We start from the raw sequence: 26,481 nt of genomic DNA, 5'->3' as shown, positions 1-26,481 counted from the left end.
GTCCGGCCACCGGCCGGCCGGCCGGCCCCTGCCTCGTCCCACCGGCCGTCACCGGGACCTGGAGGCCGGCGAGGCCGAGACGGACGGCCTGTTCGGCGGCGGCGCCGCGGCTGGGGGCGCCGAGCTTGGCGAGGATCGCCGAGACGTGGTGGCCCGCGGTCTTGACCGAGATGAACAGCTTCGCGGCGATCTCGGCGTTGGTGTGCTGCGCGCAGACCAGGGCGAGCACCTCACGCTCGCGCCGGGTCAGCCCGGAGGGATGCTCCCGGGTGGCCGCCCGCGGCCCGGCCGGCAGCGACCGGACGCCGAGCCCGCGCAGCTCCTGACGGACGATGCGGGCCGCGGGGAAGGCGCCCAGGTCGGTGAACGTCGCCAGGGCCTCACGCAGCTCCGGCTCGCCGCCGGCGCCGGACAGGGCGAGCGCGGCGTCGTAGCGGCAGTCCAGCTCGGTCCAGGCCCGCGCCGCCGCGACGGGCTCCCCGCCGAGCTCCAGCCGGTACGGCTCGGGCACCTCCCCCTGCGGCGGCCGCGGGGACCCGGTCCGCACCAGCCAGACGGCGACCGCGCCACGGTCCCAGGGATCGGAACCGGCCGACACGTCGTGGGCCAGTTCGGCCTCGCGGCGCGCCTGTCCCGTCCTGCCCTCCAGCCAGTACGCCTCGGCGCGGGTCAGCCGGACGGGCACGATCTGCTGCGGCTCGCCGGTGCGGTCGGCCAGCACGGCCGCCTCCTCCAGGTGCTCCCACACCCCCGGCTCCCCCCGGCGGGCCAGGACCGAGCCGATCCTGCGCACCGTGCACAGCCGGTTGGACGGGGACGCGCCCACCGTGGCCAGGATGCCCGTGCTGATCGACAGCGACTCCTCCCAGCGCCCGTCGCGCTCCATGACGGTGGACCGCTCGCTGCGCAGGCACGTCCCGTAGGAGGTGAGGTCGTGCTCGTCGCAGTAGGCGATGCCCTCGGCCAGGTAGCGCTCACTGTCGGCGAACCGCCGCCGGCCGTTGTGCAGGGCGGCCAGGTTGGCGTACGCCCTGCCCGCCTGGTCCTGGTGCCGCCCGGCCAGCGCGATCTCCAGCGCGCGGCGCATCGGCCCCTCCCAGTCGCCGCCCCGGGTCCAGGCGCACACGGCGCGGGTGTTCAGCGCGTCGCTGAGCACGTCGGTGGCGCCGAGCCGCTCGGCCAGCTCCTGGGCTCGCAGCGCCGCCCCCTCCGCCGCGTCCAGTTCGTAGCGCAGCATCCGCTGGTTGGCGTAGGTGGCGTACGCCCAGGCCAGCTCGACGCCCGGCCCGAGCGGCTCAAGGAGCGACACGGCGCTCTCGACGGGGGCCCGTTCCCCGTGGCACATGTTCCACATGATGCGCGACAGCCGCCGCAGCGCGTCGCCCTCCCGCAGCCGGTTCCCCGCCTTGCGCCACTCCACCAGGGCGCGCTCGCACGCCTCGGCAGCCTCGTGCCACTGGTCGAGCAGCGCCGCCTCGTCGGCCAGCCCCTCGCACAGCTCGGCGAGGGTCGTGGCGTCCGTGCCGTCCGTGCCGGCCGCGAAGCGCAGTGCTCGCCGGAACTGCGCCGCGGCCTCGCGGTGGGAGGACAGCCACGCCGCGCGGCGGGCGGCGGCGGGCGCGTGACGCAGGACCGCGGCCGCCTCACCGGCCGCCTCGGCGTGGAAGGCCATCCGGGCGTCGTCGTCGCAGCCGAGGGATTCGAGCGCGGTGAGGACCCGGCCGTGGACGGCGCGGGCGCGGTGGGCGGGCACCGCCTCCTGCACCGCCAGCCGGGCGATCTCGTGACGGAACCGCAGCCACTCGCCGTCCCCGACGACCAGCCCGCACGCCAGCAGCTCGTCCACGGCCGGGCCCGGGAACGCGGCCACCGCCTCCAGCAGCCGTGACTCGACCCTGGTGCCGGTCAGCGCCGCGACGTCGAGCACCTGACGGGCCGGGCCGCTCAGCCGCGCCGCGCGCGCCAGCACCGCGTCCCGCGCCGAACCCGGGATCTGTGATGACCCGGGCGCGTGCATGCCGGCCCGCACGACCTCGGTCACGTAGAAGGGGTTGCCGCCGGTCAGCCGGTGCAGCGCGCAGGCGTCGGCGCCGCTGCCTGCGGCCAGCTCCCGCACCGCCTCCGCCGACAGCGGCGCAAGGCCGATGCGCCGGGTCGACCGCTGCGAGGCCAGACCGCCCAGCGTGACGCGCAGCGGATCGGACGGCGCCATGGCGTCGTCCCGGTAGGTCGCGATGAGCAGCAGCCCGGTGCCGCGCAGCCGCCGGCCGAGGAAGCTCAGCAGGTCCAAGGTGGCCTCGTCGGCCCAGTGGACGTCCTCCACCACGACGGCGTCCAGCGCGTGCGGGTCACCGACTTCGCGCAGCAGCCCCCGGAACAGCTCCTCGCGGCCGGCTCCGGCGCGGCACAGCTCCAGCAGGGGGCCGCCCAGCCGGTCGGCCAGGTCGAACAGCGGCCCGAGCGGGCGCGGGGTGAACAGCCCGTCGCACGCCCCCCACGACCACCGTGCCGGCGGCAGGTCCCGCTGGAAGCGCTCGACCAGCGCCGACTTGCCCACCCCCGCCTCGCCGGCGACCAGGACCAGCCGCCCCTCACCCCGCGCGGCCTCGGCCGCGTACTCGGCCAGCGACGCAAGCGACGACTCCCGCTCCAGCAAGCGCATCCCCGTAGTATCCGCCACCGCCGCGACGGCCGGTAAGGGATCGCCCCGGCCTCCGGCGGCCCGGCCGGCCGGGGCGCGGGCGCGAGGAACGGGAACGGGTCTACCCGCCGGAGGTGAACCCGCCGGCGATGATCTCCAGCAGGGCGGCGTGCGTCGGCTGGTCGGCCGCCACGACCAGACCGCCCGCGCCGGTGTGCGCGGGCTCGCCGCGCAGACCGGTCACCACGCAGCCGGCGGCCCGGCACAGCGCGATGCCGGCCGCGAAGTGCACGCTGTCGCGCAGGTGGCCGTCGGTGAGGTACGCGGCCCGCCGGCCGGCGGCCACCCAGGTCACCGCCAGGGTGGTGGAGACGACGCGGGGCCGGAACCGCGCGGCGAAGCCGGGGTCGGCGAGCACGCGGACGGCGCGGAAGCCCGGCTGGTTCGGGAACGGCGGATCGAGGTTGAGGTCGACCAGCCGCGACTCCGCCGAGGGCGCCAGCGCCTGGTCCACGCCGTCGCGGCGGACGTAGGCGTGCTCACCGCCGGTCCAGAACACCTCCCCGGAGAACGGGTCGGCGCAGGCGGCCACGATGACCTCCGGCCCTTCGCGCAGGGCGACGTTCACCGCGACCAGCATGCCGCCCGTGGCGTAGTTGAGCGTGCCGCACAGGGGGTCGACCAGCCACACCCGCTCGGCGCCCGCGGAGCCCGTGCGCCCGCTCTCCTCGCCCACCACCGCGTCGTGCGGGCGGGCGGCGCGGATGACCTCCACGATGGCCTTCTCCGCGTCGATGTCGGCGGCCGTGGCGAAGTCGTCCCCGGACTTGCGTACGCGCGTCATCGACGCGCCGTACATCGCGCGCACAACGTCGGCTCCCGCCTGCGCCGCCGTCCGGGCCAGCTCCTCATCGGTGATCACCATGCGCGCAGCATAGGGGCCGGCACCATGGACGCCCCCGCCACCCCCACGGCCGCCCCCTGCCGGGCCGGCGAGCTCACCACAGCGGCGGTCGAGGACGGGCGGGCCGCCCCCGCGCCGTCGCGATCCGCCGGACGATCGCGGGATCGTCGTCGATGTGGCCCTCGGACCGCCCGCGGCGAACTCCGCGTCGCCGCGGGCGGCACGGCGGAGGCACGGCGGAGGCACGGGCGCGGCGTCCACTGGGGGCCTCCTCCCTCTGCGGCGGCGCGCGAGGCGGGGTGGGACGAGGCGGGGTGGCGCCGCCGGTCGCCTCAGCCGTCCTGGCCAGGGGCGGCGCGGCTGGCGGCGACGGCCAGGCGGGTCTCCTCCTGGACCAGGTCGGCGTTGATCGCCGCGGCCGCGCGCATCCCGGCCGCCGCCGCGGTGACGACCTGGCCCATCAGGTCGGTGACGTTGCCGGCCACCCACACCCCGGGCACACCGGTGGCGCCCATGGGATCGGCGTCGAGGCGGGTGCCCACGACGTGACCGCCCAAGGACTGCTCGACCGGCTCCAGGCCCAGGCCCGCGAGCGCTCCGGTGCGGGCCGACAGGTGCGACATCACCACCAGGGCGGTGCAGGGCACCACCCGGCCGTCGGCCAGCCTCACCCCGGTCAGCCGGTCGCCACCGACCTCCAGCCCGGCCGCCTCGCCCTCGACCACCGCGATGTCGCGGGCGGCCAGCCGCTCACGGTCGCCCGCCGAAGGCTCGGGCGCGGTGTGCAGCAGCAGGGTCACCCGCGGGCTCCATTGCCGCCACAGCAGGGCCTGCTCGGCGGCCAGGGCGCTGGTCGCCAGCACGGCGATCGGCTGGTCGCGGACCTCCCACCCGTGGCAGTACGGGCAGTGCAGCACGTCGCGACCCCACCGCTCGGCCAGTCCCGCCACCTTGGGCGGCTCGTCGGCCAGGCCGGTCGCCACCAGCAGCCGGCGCGCCCGGACCGGCGAACCGCCGGCCGGCACCACACGGAATCGGCCGTCCTTGGTCCGTTCGACCGCGATCACCTCGCCGGAAAGGACGCTGCCGCCGTAACGGGCGACCTCCGCGCGGCCCTCGGCCAGCAGCCGCGCGGGCGGCGTCCCCTCGCGCCCCAGGTAGTTGTGCACCGCCGAGGCCAGGGCGTTGCGCGGGCCGCCCGCGTCCACCACCAGCACCGAGCGGCGCGCCCGGGCCAGGGTCAGCGCCCCGCTCAGCCCGGCCGCCCCGCCGCCCACCACCACCACGTCGAAGTCCCGCTCCCGCTCGTCGGAAGCGGTCCGCGCCGTCTGTTCGTGCCTGTCGGTCATGTCCGGCACCTCCGTTCGCCGCAGATGCTCCGCCACCGTTCGCCGATCGGGCAAACCCTCTTGCCGATCCGGCAAGGGTAAAATCCCGCCAAAGCATGCGAGGGCCCGGCGCCGCCCGCGGCGCCGCTTCACGGGCCCGCACGGCGGGTCCGGCGCGGGCGGGCCCCGCGGCGACCGCCGCCCGCCCCGCGGACGTCACCTGCGCACCCGGCCGACGGCGTAATTTGAGATATGGACCGTGACCGGCCACTAGGAGCCTTCCTCCGGGCCCGCAGAGAGTTCACGACTCCTGAGCAGGCGGGAATCGCGCCCGGCCCGAACCGCCGCAGGACGCCGGGACTGCGGCGTGAGGAGGTGGCGATGCTGGCCGGCGTCAGCATCGACTACTACATCCGGCTGGAGCAGGGCCGCGAGCGCCGTCCCTCGGAGCAGGTGCTGGACGCTCTGGCGCAGGTCCTGCAACTGGACGCCGAGGCCACCGAGCACCTGCACGAGCTGGCCCGCCCGCGCGTGCACCGGCGCGAGGTCCCCGGCCGCGCCGACACGGTCGACCCCAACGTGATACGCCTGATGAACGGCTGGGACCGCGTCGCCGCCTACGTGGTCAACCCCCGCCTGGACGTGCTGGCCAGGAACGCGGTGGCCAGTGCCCTGTACGAGGGCCTCGACCACAACGACAACCTGCTGCGGCTGGCCCTGCTCAATCCCCGGGCGCGGGAGTTCTATCTGGACTGGGAGAAGGACACCCGCTACAAGGTGGCCCACCTGCGCGCCGCGTCCGGCGCCGACCAGGACGACCCGTACCTCAACGAGCTGGTGGAGGAGCTGTCACGGGCCAGCCGGGAGTTCCGCCGGCTGTGGGACCGCCACGACGTGCGCAGCCGCATCCGCGCTCCGGTGCGCTTCCATCACGCGGTGGTCGGCGAAGTGATCACCACCATGGAGGTGCTGAGCGTCGACAGCGCTCCGGGCCAGAAGCTCGTCGCCTTCCAGGCCGATCGGGGCAGTCCTTCCGAGTGCAAGCTGGCAGAGCTCGGCCGCATGGGAGGGGAGACGGCCGGCCGCCGCGGCGAGGGCCCGTCCGGACGCGAGCGGGGCGGGGCGTCCCGGCCCGCCGTCTCACCCGAGGCCGGCGACGCGGCGGGCCGGGTGCGGTGCCACCCGGACGCGCCCTCCGGCGGGCAGGGACGGTGACCCTCGCGGCGCGGCGCGGCGCGGCCGGGCGGAAGATCGGGTGTCCGGCGGGGGCTTTCCGTTCGGGTGCTCGTCATGCCCCGGACCTGCCAGGCGTAGCGTTGCCAAGGTGAGCCCGCCCGCCTGCGGCCTCGGACCGCGCGGCCGCGGGCCCTGGCCGTGACCGGCGAAGGGAGCATTCGATGACCGCCAAGACCTCCCACGTGACGGACGTGGCACGTGAGGCGCATCGGCTGATCGTGGACGTCGGGATGCCCTTCGAGGAGTTCAGGCTGAGATACGAGCGGGCGGTGCCCCCCTTCGACGCGCCGGTGTACGAGCGGCTCGTGGCGGAGGGAGCCGGCTGGCCCGCCGTGCGGGCCGCCGCCGACCGGAACGCGCCACACGGCTTCGTGATCTTCTGGAGCCTCGACAACGGGGCGCTTCTGCGGGGTTCGGGCGAGTGGTGGCGCAGCGTGCAGTACCTCATGGGCAACGCGGCCATCGCCGAGGGGATGTTCCGCCATGATCCGGCGGTGATGCTCTACGCGCCGCTGCGCACCACGATCTACGAGTACCCCGCGGGGGTGACGCACTTCGCGATCGAGCAGCCGAGCGCGCAGTTCGCTCAGTTCGGGCATCCGGAGATCACCGCGGTCGGCGCCGAACTGGACGAAAAGCTCGCGCGTCTGCTCCGCCACCTCCGCGTCCCGGTGCCCGACCGTCTCCTGCACGACGCCCGCCCCTGAAACCCTGACACCCGAGGCGTCCCTGCCGGTCGCCGGCTCCCGGCCGAGTGGCGGCGGGAGGGATGAGGCGGAAAGCGGGAAGCGGAGGCACAAATCTTCCGCTTACTCGTGAGTAATGTCAATTATCGACATTTGTCAGAAAGCTCCTTACTGTGCACCCGTTGGCACCCCCCACCGAGGAGCACGCATGAGACCCCCCGGACGCCGATCGATCCCCGCCGCCAACCGCCTGCTGGCCGCCGCCCTGCTGGCCCTGGGTTCCCTGCTCGCGCTCACCGCCGCCCCGGCGAGCGCCGCCCCGCCGAGCGCCCCGGCCGAGCCCGCCCTGGCCGCCGCGTTCGCCCGCGCCGCCGCCGCCCACGACGTCCCCCGCGACCTGCTGGTCGCCCTGGCCTACGCCGAGACCCACCTGGACGGGCACGCGGGCAAGCCCAGCGCCAGCGGCGGCTACGGCGTGATGCACCTGGTCAGCAACCCCACCACCCACACCCTGGAGCGGGCCGCCGAGCTCACCGGCCGTCCGGCGGCCACACTGCGCTCCGACACCGCCGCCAACATCGACGGCGCCGCCGCGCTGCTGCGCTCCTACGCCGAGGAGGCCGGCCTGGACGAGACGGCCCGCAAGGACGCCGGCCGCTGGTACCCCACCGTGGCCAGGTACGGCAACGCCACCACCCCCGAGGTGGCTCGGCTGTACGCCGACACGGTGTACGAACTGCTCGGCCGGGGACTCCGCGCGGCCGGTGTGAGCATCGCCCCGCGCGAGGTCACCGCCGACCGCGGCGCTTACGCCCGCACCCTGGACCTCAACGCCCAGGCCGCCGCCGCGCCCGACTACCCGAGCGGCACCTGGGTGGCGGCCAGTTCCAGCAACTACACCGCCTCCAGCCGCCCGTCGGCCTACGCCATCGACCGGGTGGTCATCCACATCACCCAGGGCTCCTACGCCGGCACGATCTCCTGGTTCCAGAACCCCAGCGCCCAGGTGTCGGCGCACTACGTCGTGCGCTCCTCCGACGGCGCGGTCACCCAGATGGTGCGCGAGAAGGACATCGCCTGGCACGCCGGCAACTGGAGCTACAACACCCGCTCGATCGGCATCGAGCACGAGGGCTACGTCACCGACGCCTCCTGGTACACCGACGCGATGTACCGGGGCTCGGCGGCGCTGACCCGCTACATCTGCGACAAGTACGGCATCCCCAAGGACCGGGCCCACATCATCGGCCACTCGGAGGTGCCCGGAGCCACCCACACCGACCCCGGCCCGTACTGGGACTGGAACAAGTACATGGGATACGTCACCGGAGGCGCCACCACCTGGTCGGCCACCGTGGACAACGCCACCGCCGGCGCGTTCACCGCCAGCGCCAACTGGGGCGTGTCGACCTACTCCTCCCAGCGTTACGGCGCCGACTACCGCTACGCCGGCCCGCTGTCGGCCAGTGACCCGGCCTGGTACCAGGCGAGCATCCCCAGCGCCGGGACCTACCGGGTGGAGGTCTGGTATCCCGCTGACCCCGGTTACAACAGTTCCGCGCCGTACATCGTCGCCGCCTCCGGCGGCAACCAGACGGTGTACGTCGACCAGCGCTCCGGCGGCGGCGGGTGGCGCTCGATCGGTACCTTCTCCCTCAACGCGGGCACCTACAACGTGGTCGCGGTGAGCCGCTGGACCGGCGGCACCGGCTACGTCGTCGCCGACGCGGTGCGCATCAGCCGCTGACCACCCGCGGTCCTCGACGGCCGCCGACGGCCGCGGCCTGTCGCGACGCCCCGACAACGACCGCGAGCGGCGACGACCCGCGACCGGCGACGACCGCGACGCCCGGCACGTGCCGGGCCCTGCCCGCCCGGGCCCCGCCCGCTCCGCCGGTCCGGAGCGGGCGGCGGGTCATCACAGCTCGGCGCGGTAGGCCTCCAGCCGGTCGGCCAGTTCCTCGGGCCGGCTGAGGGCGATGCCGTGGCCGCCGTCGATCTCGTCGGGGACGATGCCGAGGCGCTCGCCGACGACCCGGCGCATGAACTCCGCCGGGAAGAAGCGGTCGTCGCGGCACAGCAGGAACCGGGTCGGCACCGCCGGCCACGCGCGCAGCGGCCAGGGTTCCAGGAACGGCGTGGCCGACTGCGCGCGGCGCCGGGCGAGCGCCCGCGCCGCCAACTCGGGCGGCACGTCGTGCAGGAACAGGGCGATGTCGTCATCGGGCGCCCTGCCGTCGCGTTCGTCCTGTTCGCGTCTGGCCTGCTCCCAGCCGGTGGCGGCCCACCACCGCCCGGGCGTCTCCCCCGGCGCGGGGATCATCGCCGTCACCAGCACCAGCAGGTCGACCGGCACCCGCTCGCACACCAGGGCCGCGGTGAACCCGCCCAGGGACTGCGCGACCACCACCAGGCCGGTGCGTGCGCCGATGGCGTCGACCACCGTGTCTGCGTACCGGTCCAGTCCGGCCGAATCGTCATCGCAGGGCAGGTCGGGGGCGACCACGTCGTGGCCGCGCGCACGCAGCTCCGCCGTCACCAGATGCCAGTACCAGGAGCCGGACCCGGCGCCCGGGATCAGCACATAGGTCGTCATACCGCCCCGTCCCCGTGACCGCCGTCCCCGTTACCGCCGTCCCGGCGACCGGTCGCGGCCCTCACCGCCGGCCCCGGCGCTCGAAGTCCCGCATGCTGATGCCGCCCGGCAGCCGGGTCTGGAAGTCCAGCACCCCGGCCCAGGCGGGCCGCACCGCGATGCGGACCATCGTGACCCCGGGGTGGTCGAGCGCCGCCAACTGGGCGGCGGCCTGCTCCTGCCCGCCGTAGCGGCGCAGGGCGAGCGCGTACTCCGGGACGACGCCCTCCACGTCGGTGACCCGCGCCCGTCCGCGGATCAGCAGCGCCTCGGGCGGGGTGGAGGCGACGTCGATGGTGATCGCGACGTCGGGCCTGGCCCGCAGGGCGCCGACCTTGGCGCCGCCGAACGTCGACAGCACGATCTCGGCGCCCGTCCAGTGGAACAGCATCGGGAACACCCGCGGCGTTCCGTCCGCCGCGACATAGGCCACCCGGGCCAGTTCACGGGAGGCAAGCAGGCGCCGCGCCACCTCGCTGCCCAGCAGGCCGAGATCCCCCTGCGGCAGCGCCATCACATCTTCGCGGTTCTCGATCGCCATCGGTGCCCTCTCATCGCCGGCCGCGCGTGCCGCGACCGTCCGTTGTTGAGACGGCACGGCGCCCGCGAAGGAATCGCCCCCGGGTGGCGACGGTCACGAACGGCGCACCAGAGGACCGCGGGTGCGAGTGCGGGATGCGGAGAGCAGAGGGGGGTCAGGGCAGCGTAGGTGGGAGATGGAAGGCGGGGAACAGGCGCGCCTCGAAGACGGTGATCTCGGCGATCACCCCGTCCTCGACCCGCAGCACGTTGAGCGCCTGAGCGCGGTACTCCCCGGCTCCCACCGGCCGGGCGTACACCGCCACCGCGGGCTGCCGGTTCGCCCGGGCCGGCAGCCCGCGCCACCGCGCCCCACGCAGCGGCGAGCCGAGCCCGAAGGCGTCGGCGGCGAAGCGGGCCACCGCCGCGCGGCCGTGGAACCAGAACGGCAGCGGGGGCATCGTCATCCGCACGTCCTCGCTGAGCAGCCGCGCGAACGCGGCGCTGTCGCCGCGTTCGTGGGCGTCCATGAAGCGCCGCAGCAGCGCCCGCTCCTGCGCGGTCACCGGCGCCGACGGCGCCCACTGCTCTCGCCGCCGGGGAAGGTGGGCGCGCACGGCGGGCCGCGCCCGTTGCAGCGCGCTCTTCACCGAGGCGACGCTCGTCTCCAGCGCCGCGGCGGTCTCACCGGCCGGCCAGCCGAGCACGTCCCGCAGGATCAGCACCGCGCGCTGGCGGGGCGGCAGGTGCTGGATGGCGACCAGGAAGGCCAGCTCCACGCTCTCCCTGCCGAACGCGGCGGCCTCCGGGCCCGCCTCCCCGGGGGCCACCGGCTCCAGCAGCCGGTCCGGATACGGCTGCAGCCACCGGATCTCGGCCGGTGGCGTCCGGGACGTCTCGCCGTCCTGCCCGGCTTCCCCGGCGGCTCGCGGGAGGGGACGGCGCGGGTGCCGCTCCAGGAAGTCCAGGCAGGCGTTGGTGGCGATGCGGTAGAGCCAGGCGCGGACGCTGGAGCGGCCCTGGAAGCCCTCGCGGGAGCGCCAGGCCCGCAGGAACGTCTCCTGCACCAGGTCCTCGGACTCCTCCAACGAGCCGAGCATGCGGTAGCAGTGCGCCTGCAGCTCGCGCCGGTGCCGCTCGGTCAGAGCGCCGAACGCCGCCTCGTCGTCCCCCTTTACCGCGTCGACGGCCGCCGCCCGCTCCGCCCGGCGCGCCGCCTCCGGCCCCTCCCCTTCGCCCCGCGGCCCGGCAGGGCCCGTGCGCGCGCCGGCGCCCGTCCCGGCCGGGGGATTCCCGCCCGCCGGCGGGACGGCGTCGGCGAGGTAGCGGTGCAGGGAGGTCTTGGGGATGCCCGTCTCGGCCGCGATCTGGGACAGGGAGTCGCCCTGGGCCTTCAGCCGCCGGGCCTGCTCGATCTTGCCGGCCGGGTGGGCGACGGGCCGGCCGACGCGCCGCCCGGCCGATCCGGCGGCGGCGCGGGCGTGGGCGGCGCGCTCGGCGGCGAAGGTGCGGTCCATGTCGGCCAACAGCGCGAGCAGCAGGCGGACGGTGCGGCCCTCGCCCTCGCCGGCGGTGTCGACGGGCAGCGGGCCGGCCAGCGTCCGCACCCCGATGCCGCGCTCGGACAGCTCCCCCACCAGGGTCAGCACCTCGCGCAGGTTGCGGCCGATGCGGTCCAGGGTGTGCACGACGATCGTGTCACCGGCGCGCGCCCCGGCCAGCAACCGCTCCAAGCCGTCACGCGCCCCGCCGCCGGTCCGTCCGCCGGTCCCGCCGTCGGTGTGGACGCGTTCGGCGGGGATGCCCGCGGCGCGCAACGCCTCAAGCTGCTGCTCCAGGGACCGCCTGGTCGCGGACGCGCGCGCGTAGCCGTACTCGACCCGGCCCCCGGACTGCGCAGCACCGCTTCCCATGAGGCGAGCGTACCGAAATCAATCCCCGCACGCCGTTCTGGAACAGGCGTGCCGGAACGGACGTCCGACGAGAACGTCGGCCGCTCGGCAGGCCCCGGCCGGCAGCGCCGGAGCGCCGCAGGTGCGCTCGCCGTCTCGTCATCTCTGCGTGGGATGGCCGCTGGTCGGGCGAGATCAGGTGGCGGGCTCGCCGAACCAGCGGGAGAGGTGGTCGTCCAGGTCCCGCTGGTCGTCGCCGATCCAGGCGACGTGGCCGTCGGGGCGTAGCAGGACGCACGGAGCATCCAGTGCCGCGGTCGGGTCGGCGAGGTGGTCGACCCGGTCCGACCAGCCGCCGACGCTCAGGCGTTCGGTGCGGTCCAGCAGCAGCCCGCGGCCGCGGTGCAGCAGATCGTAGAGGTGGCCCTGTTTCACCTCGATGTCGCGCAGGCGGCGGCCGAGCAGGTCGGGGCCCTCGCCGAAGTCGTAGCGGACGCCGATCGCGGTGATCTTCTCGATCAGGTGGCGGTTCACCTCGTCGAAGTCCATCAGCTCGGTGAGCAGCCTGCGCACGGCCTGCGCGCCCGGTTCGGTGGAATGCAGTTCCATCTGGGCGCGGGTGTTGTCCAGCACGTCCTCGGCGACCGGATGGCGCTCGGCGTGGTAGGTGTCCAGCAGTGTTTCCGGCGCCCAGCCGCGGATCTGTGCGGCCAGTTTCCAGCCGAGGTTGAACGCGTCCTGAACGCCCAGGTTGAGGCCCTGCCCGCCGGTGGGTGGATGGATGTGCGCCGCGTCGCCGGCCAGCAGCACCCGCCCGACCCGATAACGTTCGGCCAGCCGGGTGGCATCCCCGAAGCGGGACATCCAGCGCGGGGAGTGCACGCCGAAATCGGTTCCGGCGATGGCGCGCAGCTGTCGCCTGAAATCCTCGAGAGTGGGCGGTTGCGTGCGATCGCTGACTCCCGCGGCAAGAACGACGACGCTGTAGACTCCTTCGCCGAAGGGCCTGAGCCAGAACCGCTGATGGGTCTGGGCGACTTCAGCCACCTTGGCGGTGATCTCCTCTGGCGGCACGCCCACTCGCATCTCGCCCATCAGCGTCTCGGTGCGTGAGGGCTCGCCGGGGAAGCCGACGCCGAGCCGCTTGCGCACCGTACTGCGCGCGCCGTCACAGCCGACGAGGTAGCGCGCACGCAGCTGTTCCCCGCCGGCCAGCTCGACGGTCACGCCCTGGTCGTCCTGCTCGAAACCGGCCACCGCACAGCCGCGCCGGACCTGCGCGCCCAGCTCGATCGCGTGTTCTTCGAGCAGGTGGTTGATGACCGGCTGCGGGATGCCCAGCAGGTAGGCGTGCGCCGAATCCAGGCCCTTGGGCGCGGGCTTGTTGATGGCGGCGAAGAATCCGCCGGCGGGACGCTGTCTGCCGTGCGGGCGAATGCGCTCCAGCAGTCCGCGCATCGCCATCAGCTCGATACTGCGGATATGCAGACCGACGATGCGGACGAACGAGACCGGTTCGGTGTCCTTCTCCAGAACCAGGACCCGCACATCGTGCAGCCGCAGTTCGGCGGCCAGCATCGCGCCGGTCGGCCCGCAGCCGGCGATGATCACGTCGAACATGAGGGGCGCGCGATCGGCGCCGGAAGCCGGTGACCAGGAAACCTCGGGGACCTCGCCCGCGGGCGAGCCGGGCTCGGCCCTGTCGTTCGACGGCGGCGCGGCGGTGAAATGAGAAGAGCTCATGGTGTTGCCTTTCGGGAGTGCCTTGTCGGCGAGGCGCTCCCGGCGACACCTACCTCGATCGCCCGGCCGTGACGGGAAGGGGGAGCACCCACATTGATACGGCGTTCATGGGGCTCACCTCCTTGGGCGGTGTCACGGTCGAGTGCAAGCTACAAGCCCGGGCGTCATCGCGTCCAATCCTTTTCCCGGCCCCGTGGTCACGGCGCCGAAAGGGGGGTCGCGCGGTCGCGTGGCAGAATCCGGCGTGGCGGCCCGGCAGATACCGGCCACGGTCGACGGTTCGACTCTGACCACCCCGAGGCGGCGGGATCTTCGATGCCCGCCGCCGCCCGGCGTGGGCGAAGGCAAGGCGGCTGCGACTGCGGAGAAGTGGGCCGTCCGCGGCGGACGTCAATGAAGGAAAGGGGAATGCCCGCGCCTCTCCACTCTCAACGTATAGCGCACCGGGGGGCTTGCGGCAAGACCCCGGGCATGCCGCACAATGGCGGGCCGAAGCCGGAACCTGCGGAAACGGGGAGTCGCGTAGTGGGGGTGTCGTTGTCGACGCATGGGTTGGCCGGGGGGACGTCGAGCCGCCGGTGGCATTCGCAGTGCGGTCGCGGGAGTTGGGCGCGCGGGTACGGGGGTGCGCGCCGCCGTGGAAGGACATGAGCCGACGGCCGCCACGGGGCTCGGCGCCAGGCTGAGCGCCGTCCGCCATGGCCGCCCCTTGAGGTCACATCGGCCCGTACGCCGCGCCGCGCAATGGTCGCCCGGCGACCTTCAGATCGGAGCTTCACCGTGAACCCTTTGACCACCAGCGCGTTCGACCTTCCCGGCCACCTCGCGGCCAAGGCCGACCCGGCGCTGATCGCCCGCGACGAGCGGCACTTCGCGGACATCGCCCGCACCCTCGAGCAGTCGATCGCCGAGCTGTCCGAACGCCTCGACACCGAGCGCAGATCCCCCGGCGGCCTCGGCCGGCAGGCGCTGGACCGCGACCTGGAGATCCACCGGCTGACCGCGCGCCTGCGCGCGCTGCGCCGCTTCGGCCTGGACCTGTGCCTTGGGCACATCGTCGGCGCCGACGACCCCGAGCCGGTGTACATCGGACGGCTCGGGCTCACCGACCGCGAGGGCCGCCGGCTGCTGCTGGACTGGCGCTCCCCCGCGGCCGAGCCGTTCTTCGGAGCGACCCACGCCAACCCCATGGGTCTGGCCAGCCGCCGCAGATACCGCTGGACCCGCGGCCGCATCAGCGACTACTGGGACGAGGTGTTCACCTCCGAGGGGTTCGACGGGCACGCCGCGCTCGACGACCAGTCCGCCTTCATCGCCAGCCTGGGCGCCGACCGGTCGGCGCGCATGCGCGACGTGCTGGGCACCATCCAGGCCGACCAGGACGCCATCATCCGCGCCGGGTCCAGCGGCGCCCTGGTCGTCGACGGCGGCCCCGGAACCGGCAAGACCGTCGTCGCGCTGCACCGTTCGGCCTACCTGCTCTACTCCGACCCCCGCCTGGGTCACCGCCGGGGCGGGGTGCTGTTCGTCGGCCCGCACCAGCCCTACCTGGGCTACGTCGCCGACGTCCTGCCCAGCCTCGGCGAGGAGGGCGTGCAGACCTGCACCCTGCGCGACCTGGTCGCCGAGGGGGCCGCGGCGACGGCCGAGACCGATCCGCAGGTCGCCCTGCTGAAGTCGTCGGCCCGGCTGCTGCAGGCGATCGATCCGGCCGTCAGGTTCTACGAGAACCCGCCTCCCACGGGGATGACGGTCACGACCCCCTGGTCGGACATCTGGCTGAGCGCCGAGGACTGGGCCGAGGCGTTCGAGGCGCCCGACCCCGGCACCCCGCACAACCAGGCGCGCGACCAGATCTGGGACCACCTGCTCACCATCCTGGTCGACAAGCACGAGGAGGAGACCCCGGCCGATCTGCTCCGCAGATCCCTCACCCGCGACAGGGAGCTGCTGACGGCCTTCAACCGCGCCTGGCCGCTGATCGAAGCGGCCGACCTGGTCGGAGACCTGTGGACGGTGCCCGCCTACCTGCGCAAATGCGCTCCCTGGCTCAGCATCGAGGAGGTGCGGCGGCTGCAGCGCGACGACGCCCAGGCATGGACGGTGTCCGACCTTCCGCTCCTGGACGCGGCGCGGCAGCGGCTGGGCGACCCGGAGGCCTCACGGCGCAGGCGCCGGCATGAGGCCGCGGTCGCCGCCGAACGCGCGCGCATGGCGCAGGTCGTCGACAATCTGCTCGAAGCCGACGACGACGGCGAAGGCGCGGTGACGATGCTCCGCGGCCAGGACCTCCAAGACAGCCTGGTCGACCCGACGGCGCCGCCTGGCAGTGACCCCGACCTGCTCGCCGGCCCGTTCGCGCACATCGTGGTGGACGAGGCGCAGGAACTCACCGACGCGGAGTGGCAGATGTTGCTGCTGCGCTGCCCTTCACGCAGCTTCACCATCGTCGGGGACCGCGCGCAGGCCAGGCACGGGTTCACCGAGTCCTGGCAGGAGCGGCTGCGGCGCATCGGCCTGGACCGGATCACCCTGGCCTCGCTGAGCGTGAACTACCGCACGCCGGAAGAGGTCATGGCGCAGGCCGAGCCGGTGATCCGGGCGGTGCTCCCGGACGCCAACGTGCCGGTCTCCATCCGCGGCAGTGGCGTCCCCGTCGTGCACGGGTCCGCCCGCGACCTGGATGCCATCCTCGGTGCCTGGCTCGCCGCGCACGCCGAAGGCATCGCCTGCGTGATCGGCGATCCCACTTTCCAGGCCACGGGCCGCGTCCGCTCGCTGACCCCGGAACTGGCCAAGGGGCTGGAGTTCGACCTGGTCGTCCTCATCGATCCCGAAAACTTCGGCGAAGGCGTGCAAGGGGCGGTCGACCGCTATGTCGCGATGACCCGCGCGACCCGGCAACTGGTCATCCTCACCCACCCCTGACAGCGGCCAGCCCTTCACCAAACCGGTGCGGGATGCCCGCGCCGCCCCTCGACAGAGCAGGCCTGTCCTCTGGGCTCGCTGGCCCCGCCAAAGGCATCGGTCACGGGACCGTCAGCGGGCGGACGGCCCGCGGCGCGGCGGGCGGCGCCCGCGTCGGACCGCCGCGGCGGTGCCCCCGGACACGTCGGGCAGGCCGGGCTCCCCGGGCTTTCCGGGCCTGGCGGTCCTGGCGGTGCCTGCGGGGGCGGCGGTGGCCGGCCAGTGGGCGGGGCGGGCCAGCGGGGACGGCAGCCGGGTGGCGCCGTCGCCCCTGGCGGCGTTGAGCTGGGGCCGGGTGAGGAACAGGCAGCCGGTCAGGTCGGCGCCGCCGAGATCGGCGCCCCGCAGATCGGCGCCGATCAGGTCCGCCAGCCGCAGGTCGGCGCCGCGCAGGTCGGCGCCGATGAGGTAGGCTCCGCGCAGGTCGGCCGCCCGCAGGTCGGCCCCGCGCAAAGACGCGCCGATCAGGTCGGCCCCCCGGCGGTCCTTGCCGCGGCGCCCGGCGCTCGCGCGCACCAGTTCGCTCGCGCGGGCCAGCAACGGGCGGATCTTCTGGCGCCGCTCCTCCACGTCCAGCTCCGCCAGGGTCTCGGCGGGCCGGGACGTGAGCCTTTCCAGGTCGGCAAGGGCCAGGCGGACCTCGTCGTGCACGGGGACGGCCCGGGGATGCCCCAGCGCCTGGGTGAGGTACCACATCAGCTCGTGCAGCCGGTGCATGACCGGGAAGACCGCGAACATCCGCTCGGCGTCGCCCGGGTCGGCCCGCCAGTCACGTCCGGCGAAGGTGAGCTGGGAGACCTTCTGCCCGGCGCCGAAGCAGTCATAGGCGACGCAGCCCGGGTATCCGCTGTCGGCGAGCCGGTCGTGGATGCCGCACCCGAAGTCCGGCCGCAGGTTGGCGCACGGCCGGCCTGCCTGCTTGCCGGCCGCGAAGTCCGCCGACGCCGAGAAGGGCAGTGCGACGCAGCACAGTCCGAAACAGCTGCCGCAGTCGCCCTGGAGCAGGGCGAGCGGGCCGCCGTCCACCACTGGGCGGGGGGTGTGTTCTCGTCTGTCGGACACCGTGCGTGTTCTCCTCGTGCGCCGCCGTCACCGCCTTCCGGTACGGCGCTCCCAGGGTACGTCGAACCCGTCCCCGCACCGTCGAGCGCGGTCCCCGCGCGACCGGTCAGTGGTGGCCCGTCAGTGCAGGGGCCGGTGTGGTCAGTGGCCGGGGGCCAGGCCGGTCAGGTCCAGGTCGCTCAGGCGGTCGGGGTCGGCCAGGATGTCGATGGCGGCGATCCGCCCGCCGGAGACGGTGAAGCTCAGCACCGACGCCGGACGTCCCTGGACGACGCTGACGACCCCGGCCGTGCCGTTGACCACGGCGGGCAGGATGGTGGCCGTGCCGCCCGACAGCCGGTGGAAGGTGAGCGCCTGCCCGGCGACCGCCTCGGCGCCGCGGACGACGCGCAGCCCGCCGGAGGCCGCGCCGGCGTCCACGCGCAGCACCACGTCGGGGTCCAGGGTGGACAGCAGCGTGGCGAAGTCGCCCTCGTGCGCGGCCGCCAGGAACGCCTCCACCAGCTTGCGCCGGCGCACCGGGTCGTGGTCGGGGACGGGGGTGGCCCCCTGAACCCGGCGGCGGGCGCGGCTGGCAAGCTGCCGGGTCGCCGCCGGCGAGCGGCCCACGATCTCGGCGATCTCCTCGAACGGCACGGCGAACATGTCGTGCAACACGAACGCCAGCCGCTCGGCCGGTCCGAGCGATTCGAGCACCACCAGCAGGGCCAGCCCGACCGCGTCGGCCACCATCACCTGCTGCTCGGGGTCCATGCCATCGGCCGCCGAGGCGACCACCGGGTCGGGCAGGCGCTCCTCCAGCGGATCCTCACGCCGCGAGGTGCGCGAGCGCAGCATGTCCAGGCACACCCGGCCGACGACCGTGGTCAGCCAGCCGCCCAGGTTCTCCACCTCGTCGCCGCCCGAGCGGGCCAGCCGCAGCCAGGCCTCCTGCACCGCGTCGTCGGCCTCGCTCAGGGAGCCCAGCATCCGGTAGGCCACCGCCTTCAGGTGGGCGCGGTGCCCCTCGAACCTGCTCGCCAGCCACTGGTCCTGCTCCATCGGTCACATCCTCCGGTCACGTCCCGTCATGGCTATGACGAACCGGACCGCCCGGGTGTGACGCACCAGCGCGAACCGGTGACCGGCCCGCGCGCGGTCCCGGCGAGGGGCGGCGGCCACGGTGAAGCGGCCGCCGCGAACGCCCGCGGGCCCGGACCGGGGACGGCGGATGTCGGTCGATCGCTCCAGGTCGATCAGAGGCCGGTCGATCAGAGGCCGGTCAGTCGGTGCCGGACTCCATCGCGGCGTGGTCGAGCAGCTCCTCGTCGCTGGGCACCTCGCCGCGCGAGGCGATCGCCTCGGCGCCGCCCTCGGACATCGAGCCGATCAGCTCGGTCGGGGCCGCCTGCGCGGCGCCGATCAACGTCGGGTGCTGGCTGCCGACCATGCCCAGCTGGGCGTACTGCTCGAGCTTGGCGCGCGAGTCGGCGATGTCGAGGTTGCGCATGGTCAGCTGCCCGATGCGGTCGACCGGCCCGAACGCGGAGTCCTCGACCCGCTCCATGGACAGCTTGTCGGGGTGGTAGCTGAACGCCGGCCCGGAGGTGTCCAGGATGGAGTAGTCCTCGCCGCGCCGCAGCCGCAGGGTGACCTGGCCGGTGACGGCCATTCCCACCCAGCGCTGCAGCGACTCGCGCAGCATCAGCGACTGCGGGTCCAGCCAGCGGCCCTCGTACAGCAGCCGGCCGAGCTTCCGGCCTTCGGTGTGGTAGCTGGCGAGGGTGTCCTCGTTGTGGATCGCGTTGACCAGCCGCTCGTAGGCCGCGTGCAGCAGCGCCATGCCCGGCGCCTCGTAGATGCCCCGGCTCTTGGCCTCGATCACCCGGTTCTCGATCTGGTCGGACATGCCCAGGCCGTGCCGGCCGCCGATGGCGTTGGCCTCCAGCACCAGGTCGACGGCGGAGGCGAACTCCTTGCCGTTGATCGTCACCGGCCGGCCCTGCTCGAAGCCGATGGTGACGTCCTCGGCGGCGATGTCGACGGCGGGGTCCCAGAACCGCACGCCCATGATCGGGTCGACGATCTCGATGCCGGCGTCCAGGTGCTCCAGCGCCTTGGCCTCGTGGGTCGCGCCCCAGATGTTGGCGTCGGTGGAGTAGGCCTTCTCCGTGCTGTCCCGGTAGGGCAGGCCACGGGCCAGCAGCCACTCCGACATCTCCTTGCGGCCGCCGAGCTCGCTGACGAAGTCGGCGTCCAGCCATGGCTTGTAGATGCGCAGGGAGGGGTTGGTGAGCAGGCCGTAGCGGTAGAACCGCTCGATGTCGTTGCCCTTGAACGTGGAGCCGTCGCCCCAGATCTGCACGTCGTCCTCGAGCATCGCGCGCACCAGCAGGGTGCCGGTGACGGCGCGCCCCAGCGGGGTGGTGTTGAAGTAGGTGCGGCCACCGGTGCGGACGTGGAAGGCCCCGCAGGACAGGGCGGCGAGCCCTTCCTCCACCAGGGCCGCCCGGCAGTCGACCAGGCGGGCGATCTCGGCGCCGAACGCCGTGGCGCGCCCGGGCACCGAGGCGATGTCGGGCTCGTCGTACTGGCCGATGTCAGCGGTGTAGGTGCAGGGAACCGCACCCTTCTCGCGCATCCACGCGACCGCTACGGAGGTGTCGAGGCCGCCGGAGAAGGCGATCCCGACACGTTCGCCGACAGGAAGGGAGGTGAGAACCTTGGACACGAGCAGAAGTATATACACACCAGTGCATGACCATGCAAAGCCTTCGGCCTGTGTCCCCTCCCCGGCCCTGCCCGCCACGGCTCCCGCTCGCGTCCGCTCGGGTCCTGTTCGGGGGTGCGGGCAGGGGGTCGAACACACACCCACGAGATCGTGCGCTGAGCGTCCGGGGCTGTCTGTGACGGCTTGACCTGGAGTTATCACCCGCCGACACCTTCGCGGATCGGTTGGCCGATCTTTCTCCGGAGGGTGTCGTGGCGGTCGAGTTCCCGGCCGATGAGCTTCGGACCGAGGAATGCACACTTATTTCGTCAGGGCAACTTGACGTCAAGGTGGCTTGACGTGAGACTCGGAGGCATGTCGACCCCTGACGACCTTGAACGCCATTTCACGCTGGTGACCGCGGTCGCCCGCTATGAGGCGTTGAGGACGCGCGACGCCCTCGCGGCCGCAGATGACGACGACGGTGTGACCGACGCGGTGCCGCTGACAGGTGAGGAGACCCTGGAGATGCTCGCGCTGAGCGAGGTGATCGCACGTAAGGCCGTCTACGGCCGCCAGCTGTCGGTCCGCTCCGCACGCCGGGCCAGGGCATCGTGGGCCCAGATCGGCGCCGCGCTGGGCACCAGCAAGCAGGCGGCCTGGGAGACCCATAACCGCTGGATCGATGAGCAGGCCAAGCGAGACCACAGCCCGGGGCATTGGGGCTGGGACGACGACGACGTCGCGGCCGCACGAGCCCTGGCGGGCGAGCCGGACGAAGAGAACCAGGCATGACCGTGGAAGCGCACGCGCTGGTCCGTCCCTTCGAGCTCGACGTTCCGCACGCGGCCCTGGACGGCCTGGCCGCGCGCCGCGACGCCACCCGGTGGCCGGACGAGGCCGCCGTTCCCGGCCGGCCGCAGGGCGTTCCGCCGGCGTATCCGAAGGAACCGGCCGCGTACTGGCGCACCGTCCCCCGCCCCGGCGGGGGCTACCGCCCGGCGTCCTCGGGATACCAGCGCAGCTCGACGGTGTTGCCGTCGGGGTCCCGCACGTAGATCGCCTGCGCGTCTCCGCGCGCGCCGAACCGGCGGACCGGCCCCTCCAGCACGGTGAGGACGCCGGATTCGATCACCTGCCGCCAGTCCACCGGATCCACGACAAGGCAGATGTGGTCCACGTTGGACTCGCCCCGCGGGCGTTCCACCAGGTCGATGATGGTGCCGGCGTCGACCCGCACCGACGGGAAGGGCGCCTGGCCCGCCCGCCACGCGGCGACCCGTTCCTGTGCGAGCCCGAGCGTTCCCGAGTAGAACTCCAGCGCCCTCTCGGCATCGCTCACGTTGAGCACCAGGTGATCGAAGCCCGTCACGCGCATCGGCGATCTCCTTTTCTGGACGTGCTGATGGGTGGTTCACGGCTGGAGGGATCCGGTCTGTTCGCCGGCGGCCGGCGCGTCGCGGGGCACGGCGGGTGAGATCCGCCGGCGGGCGCCGAGCGTGAGCAGCGCCGCGGCCGCCGTCAGCGCCACGCCGAACCAGACGACGCTCGCCACACCCAGATGATCGGCCAGCAGCCCGCCGAAGAGCGCCCCGAGCGCGATGGAGGTGTTGTACGCCATGGTGTTGAGCGACATCGCCGCCTCGAAGGCCTCGGGCGCGGCGGCCTGCGTCATGGTGAGCTGGCACAGCTGGACCACGCCGAAGCAGACTCCCCAGGCGATCAGCGAGATGACCGCACCGGCCCGCCAGTGACCGATCGTGAGCAGCGACAGCAGGGACGCCACAAGACCCGCGCAGCCGGCGATGAACCAGCCCCGGGGATTCCTGCTCACCACGTGTCCGGCCAGGAGGTTCCCGGCCGCGCCTCCGGCGCCGTAGAGCATCAGCACCACGGTGACGAACAGCGGCGTGGCGGAGGCGCCGTCCTCCAGGTAGGGGCGCACGAAGGTGTAGGCGCCGAAATGGCCGAGCACGAACAGCACGACGGTGCACAGCACCAGGCGCAGCGGCGCGTTCCCGACCGGGAGCGCGAAGACCTCCCGCACCGAGACCGCGTTCGCCGAGGGCAGCGACGGGACCATGGCGAGGACCGCGGCCAGCACCAGCGCCCCCAGGCCGGCCCAGATGAGGAACGTGGTGCGCCAGCCGGTGAGGCTCTCCAGGGCCGTGCCCAGCGGTATGCCCACGACCGTGGCGACCGAGATGCCGGACATCACCACCGCGGCCGCCCTGCTCGCGTGGCGTCCGGGAACAAGGCGCATCGCCATGCTCACGCCGATGGCCCAGAACACGCCGTTGGCGAATCCCATGATCAGCCGGGTCGCCAGGACCAGGGGATAGTTCGGCGCGATGGCGGTGACCAGGTTCCCCAGCGTCAATATCGCCAGGAGGACCGACAGCATGACCCGCCGGTCGACGCTCCTGGTGCCCGCCACGATGAAGGGGACGCCCAGGCCGGCCGAGACGCCGTACAGGGTGACCATCAGCCCGGCGACCCCCACCGATATGCCGAGGCCGGCGCTCACCGGAGTGAGCAGGCCGACGGGCATCAACTCGGTGGTGAGAAAGACGAACAGGCTGGCCGTGATCGCCGAGACCCCCAGCCATGATCTCAGGGCCGGATACCGGCCTCCCGCGTGTACGGCGGTCTTCTTCAGTGTCACCATCATGCGTTCAAGGGTGCGCGATCATCGATCGATGAGTCCAACACATACTTGTCATCGTGATCGATCGCGATCCATCATGGATGGATGGAGCTGCAGCAGCTGAGGTACGTTCTCGCGGTCGCCGAGACCCGCAACTTCACCCGGGCGGCCGAGCGCTGCCGGGTCGTGCAGTCGGCCCTCAGTCATCAGATCGCCGCTCTGGAACGGGAACTGGGCGCCCGGCTGTTCGAGCGCACCAGCCGCCGCGTGCGGCTGACACCGGCCGGAGAGGCGTTCCTGCCCGCTGCCCGCGAGTGCCTGGAGGCCGCGGACCGCGCGCGGTCGCACGTCGCGGCCGCCGGCGGGGAGATCCGCGGGCGGCTCGCCGTCGGCGCCATCCCCACGGTGACCGCCGTCGACCTGCCGGCCGCCCTGAAGGACTACCGCCGGCGCCATCCGCGGGTGCGCATCACCCTCACCTCGGCGGGGAGCGACGGCCTGATCGACGGTGTCCGCCAAGGCCGCGTCGACGTCGCCTTCCTCGGCCTGCCGCCCCACACCGAACCGAAGGGCGTCCAAGGCCGCCGGCTCGGCGCGGGAGAACTGGTCGCCGTGGTCGCGCCCGACCACCACCGGGCGGAGCAGGAGGTGGACCTGTTGAGCCTGGCGGAGGAGCCGTTCATCGACTTCCGCGCCGGCGCGGCCGGGCGGGCACAGTCCGACCAGGCCTTCGCGGCCGCGGGGGTGCGGCGCGAGGTGCCCTTCGAGGTGTCCTCCGCCGACTTCATGGTCGAACTGGTACGGCAGGGCCTCGGCGTCGGCATGCTCCCGGCCGCCTACGCCTCGCGCTTCCCCGACCTGCGCCTCATCCGCCTGCGCGACGCCCCCACCCGGATGGAGCACCTCATCTGGGACAACCGGCCCTCCCCGGCGGCCACGGCCTTCCTGGAGCTGATCCAACAGAGGACCTGACGCGGCACCTGACAGAAAGCGCCCGGGGCGGAGTGGTTCTCGGTCAGATGGTCCAGCAGTTGGTCCACGACGTCGGAGCCGGGAGCCGACCAGTTCACCAGGCTCTCCCTCAGCGCCGCGCGCACGGCATCGGGCCTGCCGTCGATGAGGTCCGCTACCAGCCTCGTCTTGTAGAGGAAGGCGTGGAGGAAGGCGTTGACCGCCTTCTCCTCCAGGCTCCGACGGCCGACCCCGAGCGCCGGCGGCGCGATCACCACAGATCTGACGAGGTCGGGGCGCTTCACCGCGATCGTCTGAACGGTGAAGCATCGGTCGGCCTGGAGAACGGCATGGTCTGACCCCGCATTCGTGCGGCCGTACCGGCCCGTGTGGACCGCGGCTCGTTCGCGCCGCCCGCCTGGCCCCAGAGCAAGCGCTCCAACGCTACCTACGAGACGGTTGACCAGCGCCGAAACACGCCTTGGCCTTCGCTACGTTGCCGAGTTCACGACAGCTATGGCGACGGCGTCCCGCTCACCGACGGCGTCAAAGGCGCGCACGTGCTCGAGGCCGGCTCTTTCCGCCCGGCGCCGGCGACGGTGACCTCGACCGGGCCCTGCGGCACCGTGGCGGCCGCCGTGCACACGATCTGCTCCACGGCCAGGCGGGACAGTTCACCGGCCGGAGAGGACAAGGTCACCACCAGGCGGCCGGCCGGTTCGGCGGTCACCGAGAACGGGCCGGCCTGCGGCGGGACGTCGCTGGTCAGTCCGTGCGCCTGTTCCCTCGCGGTCGGCCCGGCCGCCAGCAGCGCGAGGGTGTCGGCCTGGGACAGCCGGCCGCCGGGCCGCGTCACCGCGCTGACCCGGCCGTTGCTCACCAGGTAGAGGGTGACCGCCGTGATCGGCTCGACGGCTCCGCTCGGCGGGTCGCCGGCGGGGATGACGTCGCTGGGTTGCACGCCGCACCCGGCCACGGCGACCAGCGACACCAGGCCCGCGGCGAGCACGCGGCGCGGGGGCCCGGCCCTCACTCGGGGCCCCGGCGGGAGTCGGGCGCCCGGCGTGGCAGACGCACCGTGAACACCGCGCCGCCGTCGACGGCGTTCACGACGGTCAAGTCGCCCCGGTGCAGGCGCGCGTTCTCCCGCGCGATGGCAAGGCCCAGACCGCTGCCCTCGGACCTGGCCCTGGCCGCGCTGGCCTTGTAGAACCGGTCGAACACGTGCGGCAGCACCGCCTCCTCCAGCCCCGGTCCGTGGTCACGGACCTCCACGGCGATCCAGTGCGCATCGGCGGACAGCCGCAGAGACACCGGCGGCTCGCCGTGCCGCAGAGCGTTGCCGACCAGGTTGGCCAGGATGACGTCCACTCGGCGCGGGTCCAGCCGCGCCGACACCCCGGACGGGAGCTCAGAGCGCACCGACTCCGACCACCCCCGTACCCGCAGGGTGGCACGCACCAGCTCGGCCACGTCGACCTGGTTCAGCGCCAGGGCCGCCACGCCGGAGTCGAACCTGCTGATCTCGATGAGGTCGTTGACCAGAGCGGTGAGGTTGAGCGTCTCCTGGCCGACCAGCCGGGCGGCCCTGCCCGCGGGCTCGGGCAGCCCGGCCGCCTCCTCCTCCAGAACGTCGGCGACCGCGGTGAGCGCGGCCAGCGGGGTGCGCAACTCATGCGACACATCGGCCACGAACCGGCGGGCGTCGGCCTCCATCTCGCGCAACTGCGTGACGTGCCGTTCCAGCTCCGCGGCGGTGTCGTTGAACGTGCGCGCCACCTCGGCCAGCTCGTCGGAGCCGCGCACCGCGATCCTGGCCCGCAGCTCCCCCTCGCCCAGCAGGCGCGCCGCCCGGCCGAGCTCACGCACCGGGCGCAGCACGCCGCGGGTGGCCAGCAACGCCAGCACCACCGCGAACGCCAGGGTCGCCCCACCGGTGCGCCAGGCCCGCGCGGCGAGCTCGTCGATGCTGCGCTGTTCGGCGAGCAGGCTGCGCGCGGCGTAGACCTCGATGCCCGACGGTCGCGCCGGCCCGTCCGGCTCGACGATCAGCAACGGCGTGCCGATGAGCAGCACGGGCGCGCCCCGCCACACCACGCGTTGCCAGGCGACGTCACCGCCGGCCACCGCCCGCCGCAGTGGCGGTGGAATCACCCCCGGATCCAGGATCGGCGCGTTGCCCTCCGGCCTGCCCTCCGGCGGCGGGCCGGGCCGCGGCGCCCTCACCCCGGAGTCCGACAGCGGCGCGTCTCCCACCGGCCCCAGCCGCCCCGGCAGCGGCACGACCGGCGAGCGCACCTGGTGGTACACGGCGACCGCGGAACTGTACTGGTCGGTCACCGCGCGGGCGATCTCGCCGAGCTCGGCCGGGCCCGGCGCCGGGTTCCGCAACGGGAACAGCGCCTGCAGGCGGCTCGTCATGACCTGCACCGCGGCATCCTGGGTCCGCTGGAGGATGTCGTTGCGGGCCTGGACGTAGATCCCGCCGGCCACCGCCGCCGCGGTCACCACACACAGCAGCGCGAAGGCGAACAGCAGCCGGGCACGCAGCCCCAAGGTCGGTCGAGGTGCCACCGGCGGC

At 73.7% G+C, this 26,481-nt stretch carries 22 protein-coding genes; 8 read left to right on the top strand and 14 right to left on the bottom strand.

Annotated elements, in window-relative coordinates; genetic code table 11:
• The 3 genes from ABZU32_RS36075 to ABZU32_RS36065 all read right to left on the bottom strand — a co-directional run.
• The coding region (locus ABZU32_RS36075; RefSeq protein WP_354929939.1) for an AAA family ATPase at positions 1 to 2,662 on the bottom strand (2,662 nt) is incomplete at its 3' end.
• Between the two features lie 100 nt (positions 2,663 to 2,762).
• Positions 2,763 to 3,566: an inositol monophosphatase family protein gene (locus ABZU32_RS36070; protein ID WP_354929936.1), complete on the bottom strand. Its 804-nt coding sequence runs from the start codon at positions 3,564 to 3,566 to the stop codon at positions 2,763 to 2,765.
• Between the two features lie 311 nt (positions 3,567 to 3,877).
• Complete coding sequence (locus ABZU32_RS36065) at positions 3,878 to 4,894, bottom strand: NAD(P)/FAD-dependent oxidoreductase (protein ID WP_354929933.1); 1,017 nt, start codon at positions 4,892 to 4,894, stop codon at positions 3,878 to 3,880.
• A 231-nt stretch (positions 4,895 to 5,125) separates the two neighbouring features.
• Between ABZU32_RS36065 and ABZU32_RS36060 the strand changes: the two genes are divergently transcribed.
• From ABZU32_RS36060 to ABZU32_RS36050, 3 genes are all read left to right on the top strand, one after another.
• Positions 5,126 to 6,088: a helix-turn-helix transcriptional regulator gene (locus ABZU32_RS36060; protein ID WP_354929930.1), complete on the top strand. Its 963-nt coding sequence runs from the start codon at positions 5,126 to 5,128 to the stop codon at positions 6,086 to 6,088.
• A gap of 182 nt (positions 6,089 to 6,270) precedes the next feature.
• Positions 6,271 to 6,816, top strand: a complete 546-nt coding sequence (locus ABZU32_RS36055) for a DUF302 domain-containing protein (protein ID WP_354929928.1) — start codon at positions 6,271 to 6,273, stop codon at positions 6,814 to 6,816.
• A gap of 187 nt (positions 6,817 to 7,003) precedes the next feature.
• Positions 7,004 to 8,542 (top strand): N-acetylmuramoyl-L-alanine amidase, encoded by a 1,539-nt coding sequence (locus ABZU32_RS36050; protein WP_354929925.1) that lies wholly within the window; start codon positions 7,004 to 7,006, stop codon positions 8,540 to 8,542.
• 171 nt (positions 8,543 to 8,713) lie between these two features.
• Here the strand turns inward: ABZU32_RS36050 and ABZU32_RS36045 are convergent, their stop codons facing one another.
• The 4 genes from ABZU32_RS36045 to rox all read right to left on the bottom strand — a co-directional run bounded on the left by ABZU32_RS36045 (position 8,714) and on the right by rox (position 13,461).
• Positions 8,714 to 9,391, bottom strand: coding sequence for an alpha/beta hydrolase (locus ABZU32_RS36045; protein WP_354929922.1), 678 nt, complete (start codon positions 9,389 to 9,391; stop codon positions 8,714 to 8,716).
• 61 nt (positions 9,392 to 9,452) lie between these two features.
• Entirely contained in the window at positions 9,453 to 9,971 is a 519-nt protein-coding gene (locus tag ABZU32_RS36040) for a pyridoxamine 5'-phosphate oxidase family protein (protein ID WP_354929919.1), read from the bottom strand.
• Positions 9,972 to 10,125: 154 nt separating this feature from the next.
• Positions 10,126 to 11,862: an RNA polymerase subunit sigma-70 gene (locus ABZU32_RS36035; protein WP_354929916.1), complete on the bottom strand. Its 1,737-nt coding sequence runs from the start codon at positions 11,860 to 11,862 to the stop codon at positions 10,126 to 10,128.
• A 174-nt stretch (positions 11,863 to 12,036) separates the two neighbouring features.
• On the bottom strand, positions 12,037 to 13,461 hold the full coding sequence (gene rox, locus ABZU32_RS36030; RefSeq protein ID WP_354929913.1) for a rifampin monooxygenase: 1,425 nt from the start codon (positions 13,459 to 13,461) through the stop codon (positions 12,037 to 12,039).
• Positions 13,462 to 14,364: 903 nt separating this feature from the next.
• On the opposite strand from rox, the gene helR reads away from it, so the two are divergent.
• Complete coding sequence (gene helR / locus ABZU32_RS36025; protein ID WP_354929910.1) at positions 14,365 to 16,512, top strand: RNA polymerase recycling motor ATPase HelR; 2,148 nt, start codon at positions 14,365 to 14,367, stop codon at positions 16,510 to 16,512.
• A gap of 111 nt (positions 16,513 to 16,623) precedes the next feature.
• Here helR and ABZU32_RS36020 read toward each other — a convergent pair whose 3' ends face one another.
• From ABZU32_RS36020 to argG, 3 genes are all read right to left on the bottom strand, one after another.
• Positions 16,624 to 17,613: a pentapeptide repeat-containing protein gene (locus ABZU32_RS36020; protein WP_354929907.1), complete on the bottom strand. Its 990-nt coding sequence runs from the start codon at positions 17,611 to 17,613 to the stop codon at positions 16,624 to 16,626.
• Between the two features lie 141 nt (positions 17,614 to 17,754).
• A complete protein-coding gene (sigJ, locus tag ABZU32_RS36015; protein WP_354929904.1) occupies positions 17,755 to 18,654 on the bottom strand; it encodes an RNA polymerase sigma factor SigJ in 900 nt (299 codons plus the stop codon).
• Between the two features lie 220 nt (positions 18,655 to 18,874).
• Entirely contained in the window at positions 18,875 to 20,323 is a 1,449-nt protein-coding gene (gene argG, locus ABZU32_RS36010; RefSeq protein ID WP_354929901.1) for an argininosuccinate synthase, read from the bottom strand.
• Between the two features lie 354 nt (positions 20,324 to 20,677).
• Here argG and ABZU32_RS36005 point away from each other — a divergent pair, with 354 nt between their 5' ends.
• Both ABZU32_RS36005 and ABZU32_RS36000 read left to right on the top strand, forming a co-directional pair.
• Positions 20,678 to 21,097 (top strand): hypothetical protein, encoded by a 420-nt coding sequence (locus ABZU32_RS36005; RefSeq protein WP_354929898.1) that lies wholly within the window; start codon positions 20,678 to 20,680, stop codon positions 21,095 to 21,097.
• The gene (locus ABZU32_RS36000; protein WP_354929895.1) at positions 21,094 to 21,360 is read left to right on the top strand and encodes an epoxide hydrolase N-terminal domain-containing protein; all 267 of its coding nucleotides are present in this window, start codon (positions 21,094 to 21,096) and stop codon (positions 21,358 to 21,360) included. Before ABZU32_RS36005 ends, ABZU32_RS36000 begins: the two co-directional genes overlap by 4 nt.
• Here ABZU32_RS36000 and ABZU32_RS35995 read toward each other — a convergent pair.
• Entirely contained in the window at positions 21,294 to 21,680 is a 387-nt protein-coding gene (locus tag ABZU32_RS35995) for a VOC family protein (protein ID WP_354852615.1), read from the bottom strand. The genes ABZU32_RS36000 and ABZU32_RS35995 overlap by 67 nt on opposite strands.
• Positions 21,681 to 21,716: 36 nt before the next feature.
• On the bottom strand, positions 21,717 to 22,973 hold the full coding sequence (locus ABZU32_RS35990) for an MFS transporter (RefSeq protein ID WP_354929892.1): 1,257 nt from the start codon (positions 22,971 to 22,973) through the stop codon (positions 21,717 to 21,719).
• Positions 22,974 to 23,054: 81 nt separating this feature from the next.
• Here ABZU32_RS35990 and ABZU32_RS35985 point away from each other — a divergent pair, with 81 nt between their 5' ends.
• Together ABZU32_RS35985 and ABZU32_RS35980 are read left to right on the top strand one after the other, a co-directional pair.
• Entirely contained in the window at positions 23,055 to 23,921 is an 867-nt protein-coding gene (locus tag ABZU32_RS35985; protein WP_354929889.1) for a LysR family transcriptional regulator, read from the top strand.
• A 47-nt stretch (positions 23,922 to 23,968) separates the two neighbouring features.
• On the top strand, positions 23,969 to 24,259 hold the full coding sequence (locus ABZU32_RS35980) for a hypothetical protein (RefSeq protein ID WP_354929886.1): 291 nt from the start codon (positions 23,969 to 23,971) through the stop codon (positions 24,257 to 24,259).
• A gap of 155 nt (positions 24,260 to 24,414) precedes the next feature.
• Here ABZU32_RS35980 and ABZU32_RS35975 read toward each other — a convergent pair whose 3' ends face one another.
• Together ABZU32_RS35975 and ABZU32_RS35970 are read right to left on the bottom strand one after the other, a co-directional pair.
• Positions 24,415 to 24,933: a GerMN domain-containing protein gene (locus ABZU32_RS35975; RefSeq protein WP_354929883.1), complete on the bottom strand. Its 519-nt coding sequence runs from the start codon at positions 24,931 to 24,933 to the stop codon at positions 24,415 to 24,417.
• Positions 24,930 to 26,474, bottom strand: a complete 1,545-nt coding sequence (locus ABZU32_RS35970; protein ID WP_354929880.1) for a HAMP domain-containing sensor histidine kinase — start codon at positions 26,472 to 26,474, stop codon at positions 24,930 to 24,932. The genes ABZU32_RS35975 and ABZU32_RS35970 overlap by 4 nt, the downstream gene beginning before the upstream one ends.
• Between the last annotated feature and the right edge of the window lie 7 nt (positions 26,475 to 26,481).

This window comes from Sphaerisporangium sp. NPDC005288, assembly GCF_040607475.1.
GTDB lineage: Bacteria > Actinomycetota > Actinomycetes > Streptosporangiales > Streptosporangiaceae > Sphaerisporangium > Sphaerisporangium rhizosphaerae.
This window is presented reverse-complemented; position numbering and strand designations above follow the sequence as displayed.

Excerpts from the sequence above, each read along its gene's own strand:
- ABZU32_RS36070 (WP_354929936.1), bottom strand. The coding sequence starts at position 3,566 with ATGGTGATCACCGATGAGGAGCTGGCCCGGACGGCGGCGCAGGCGGGA.
- ABZU32_RS36065 (WP_354929933.1), bottom strand. The coding sequence starts at position 4,894 with ATGACCGACAGGCACGAACAGACGGCGCGGACCGCTTCCGACGAGCGG.
- ABZU32_RS36060 (WP_354929930.1), top strand. The coding sequence starts at position 5,126 with ATGGACCGTGACCGGCCACTAGGAGCCTTCCTCCGGGCCCGCAGAGAG.
- ABZU32_RS36055 (WP_354929928.1), top strand. The coding sequence starts at position 6,271 with ATGACCGCCAAGACCTCCCACGTGACGGACGTGGCACGTGAGGCGCAT.
- ABZU32_RS36050 (WP_354929925.1), top strand. The coding sequence starts at position 7,004 with ATGAGACCCCCCGGACGCCGATCGATCCCCGCCGCCAACCGCCTGCTG.
- ABZU32_RS36045 (WP_354929922.1), bottom strand. The coding sequence starts at position 9,391 with ATGACGACCTATGTGCTGATCCCGGGCGCCGGGTCCGGCTCCTGGTAC.
- ABZU32_RS36040 (WP_354929919.1), bottom strand. The coding sequence starts at position 9,971 with ATGGCGATCGAGAACCGCGAAGATGTGATGGCGCTGCCGCAGGGGGAT.
- ABZU32_RS36035 (WP_354929916.1), bottom strand. The coding sequence starts at position 11,862 with ATGGGAAGCGGTGCTGCGCAGTCCGGGGGCCGGGTCGAGTACGGCTAC.
- rox (WP_354929913.1), bottom strand. The coding sequence starts at position 13,461 with ATGTTCGACGTGATCATCGCCGGCTGCGGGCCGACCGGCGCGATGCTG.
- sigJ (WP_354929904.1), bottom strand. The coding sequence starts at position 18,654 with ATGGAGCAGGACCAGTGGCTGGCGAGCAGGTTCGAGGGGCACCGCGCC.
- ABZU32_RS36005 (WP_354929898.1), top strand. The coding sequence starts at position 20,678 with ATGTCGACCCCTGACGACCTTGAACGCCATTTCACGCTGGTGACCGCG.
- ABZU32_RS36000 (WP_354929895.1), top strand. The coding sequence starts at position 21,094 with ATGACCGTGGAAGCGCACGCGCTGGTCCGTCCCTTCGAGCTCGACGTT.
- ABZU32_RS35995 (WP_354852615.1), bottom strand. The coding sequence starts at position 21,680 with ATGCGCGTGACGGGCTTCGATCACCTGGTGCTCAACGTGAGCGATGCC.
- ABZU32_RS35990 (WP_354929892.1), bottom strand. The coding sequence starts at position 22,973 with ATGATGGTGACACTGAAGAAGACCGCCGTACACGCGGGAGGCCGGTAT.
- ABZU32_RS35985 (WP_354929889.1), top strand. The coding sequence starts at position 23,055 with ATGGAGCTGCAGCAGCTGAGGTACGTTCTCGCGGTCGCCGAGACCCGC.
- ABZU32_RS35980 (WP_354929886.1), top strand. The coding sequence starts at position 23,969 with ATGGTCCAGCAGTTGGTCCACGACGTCGGAGCCGGGAGCCGACCAGTT.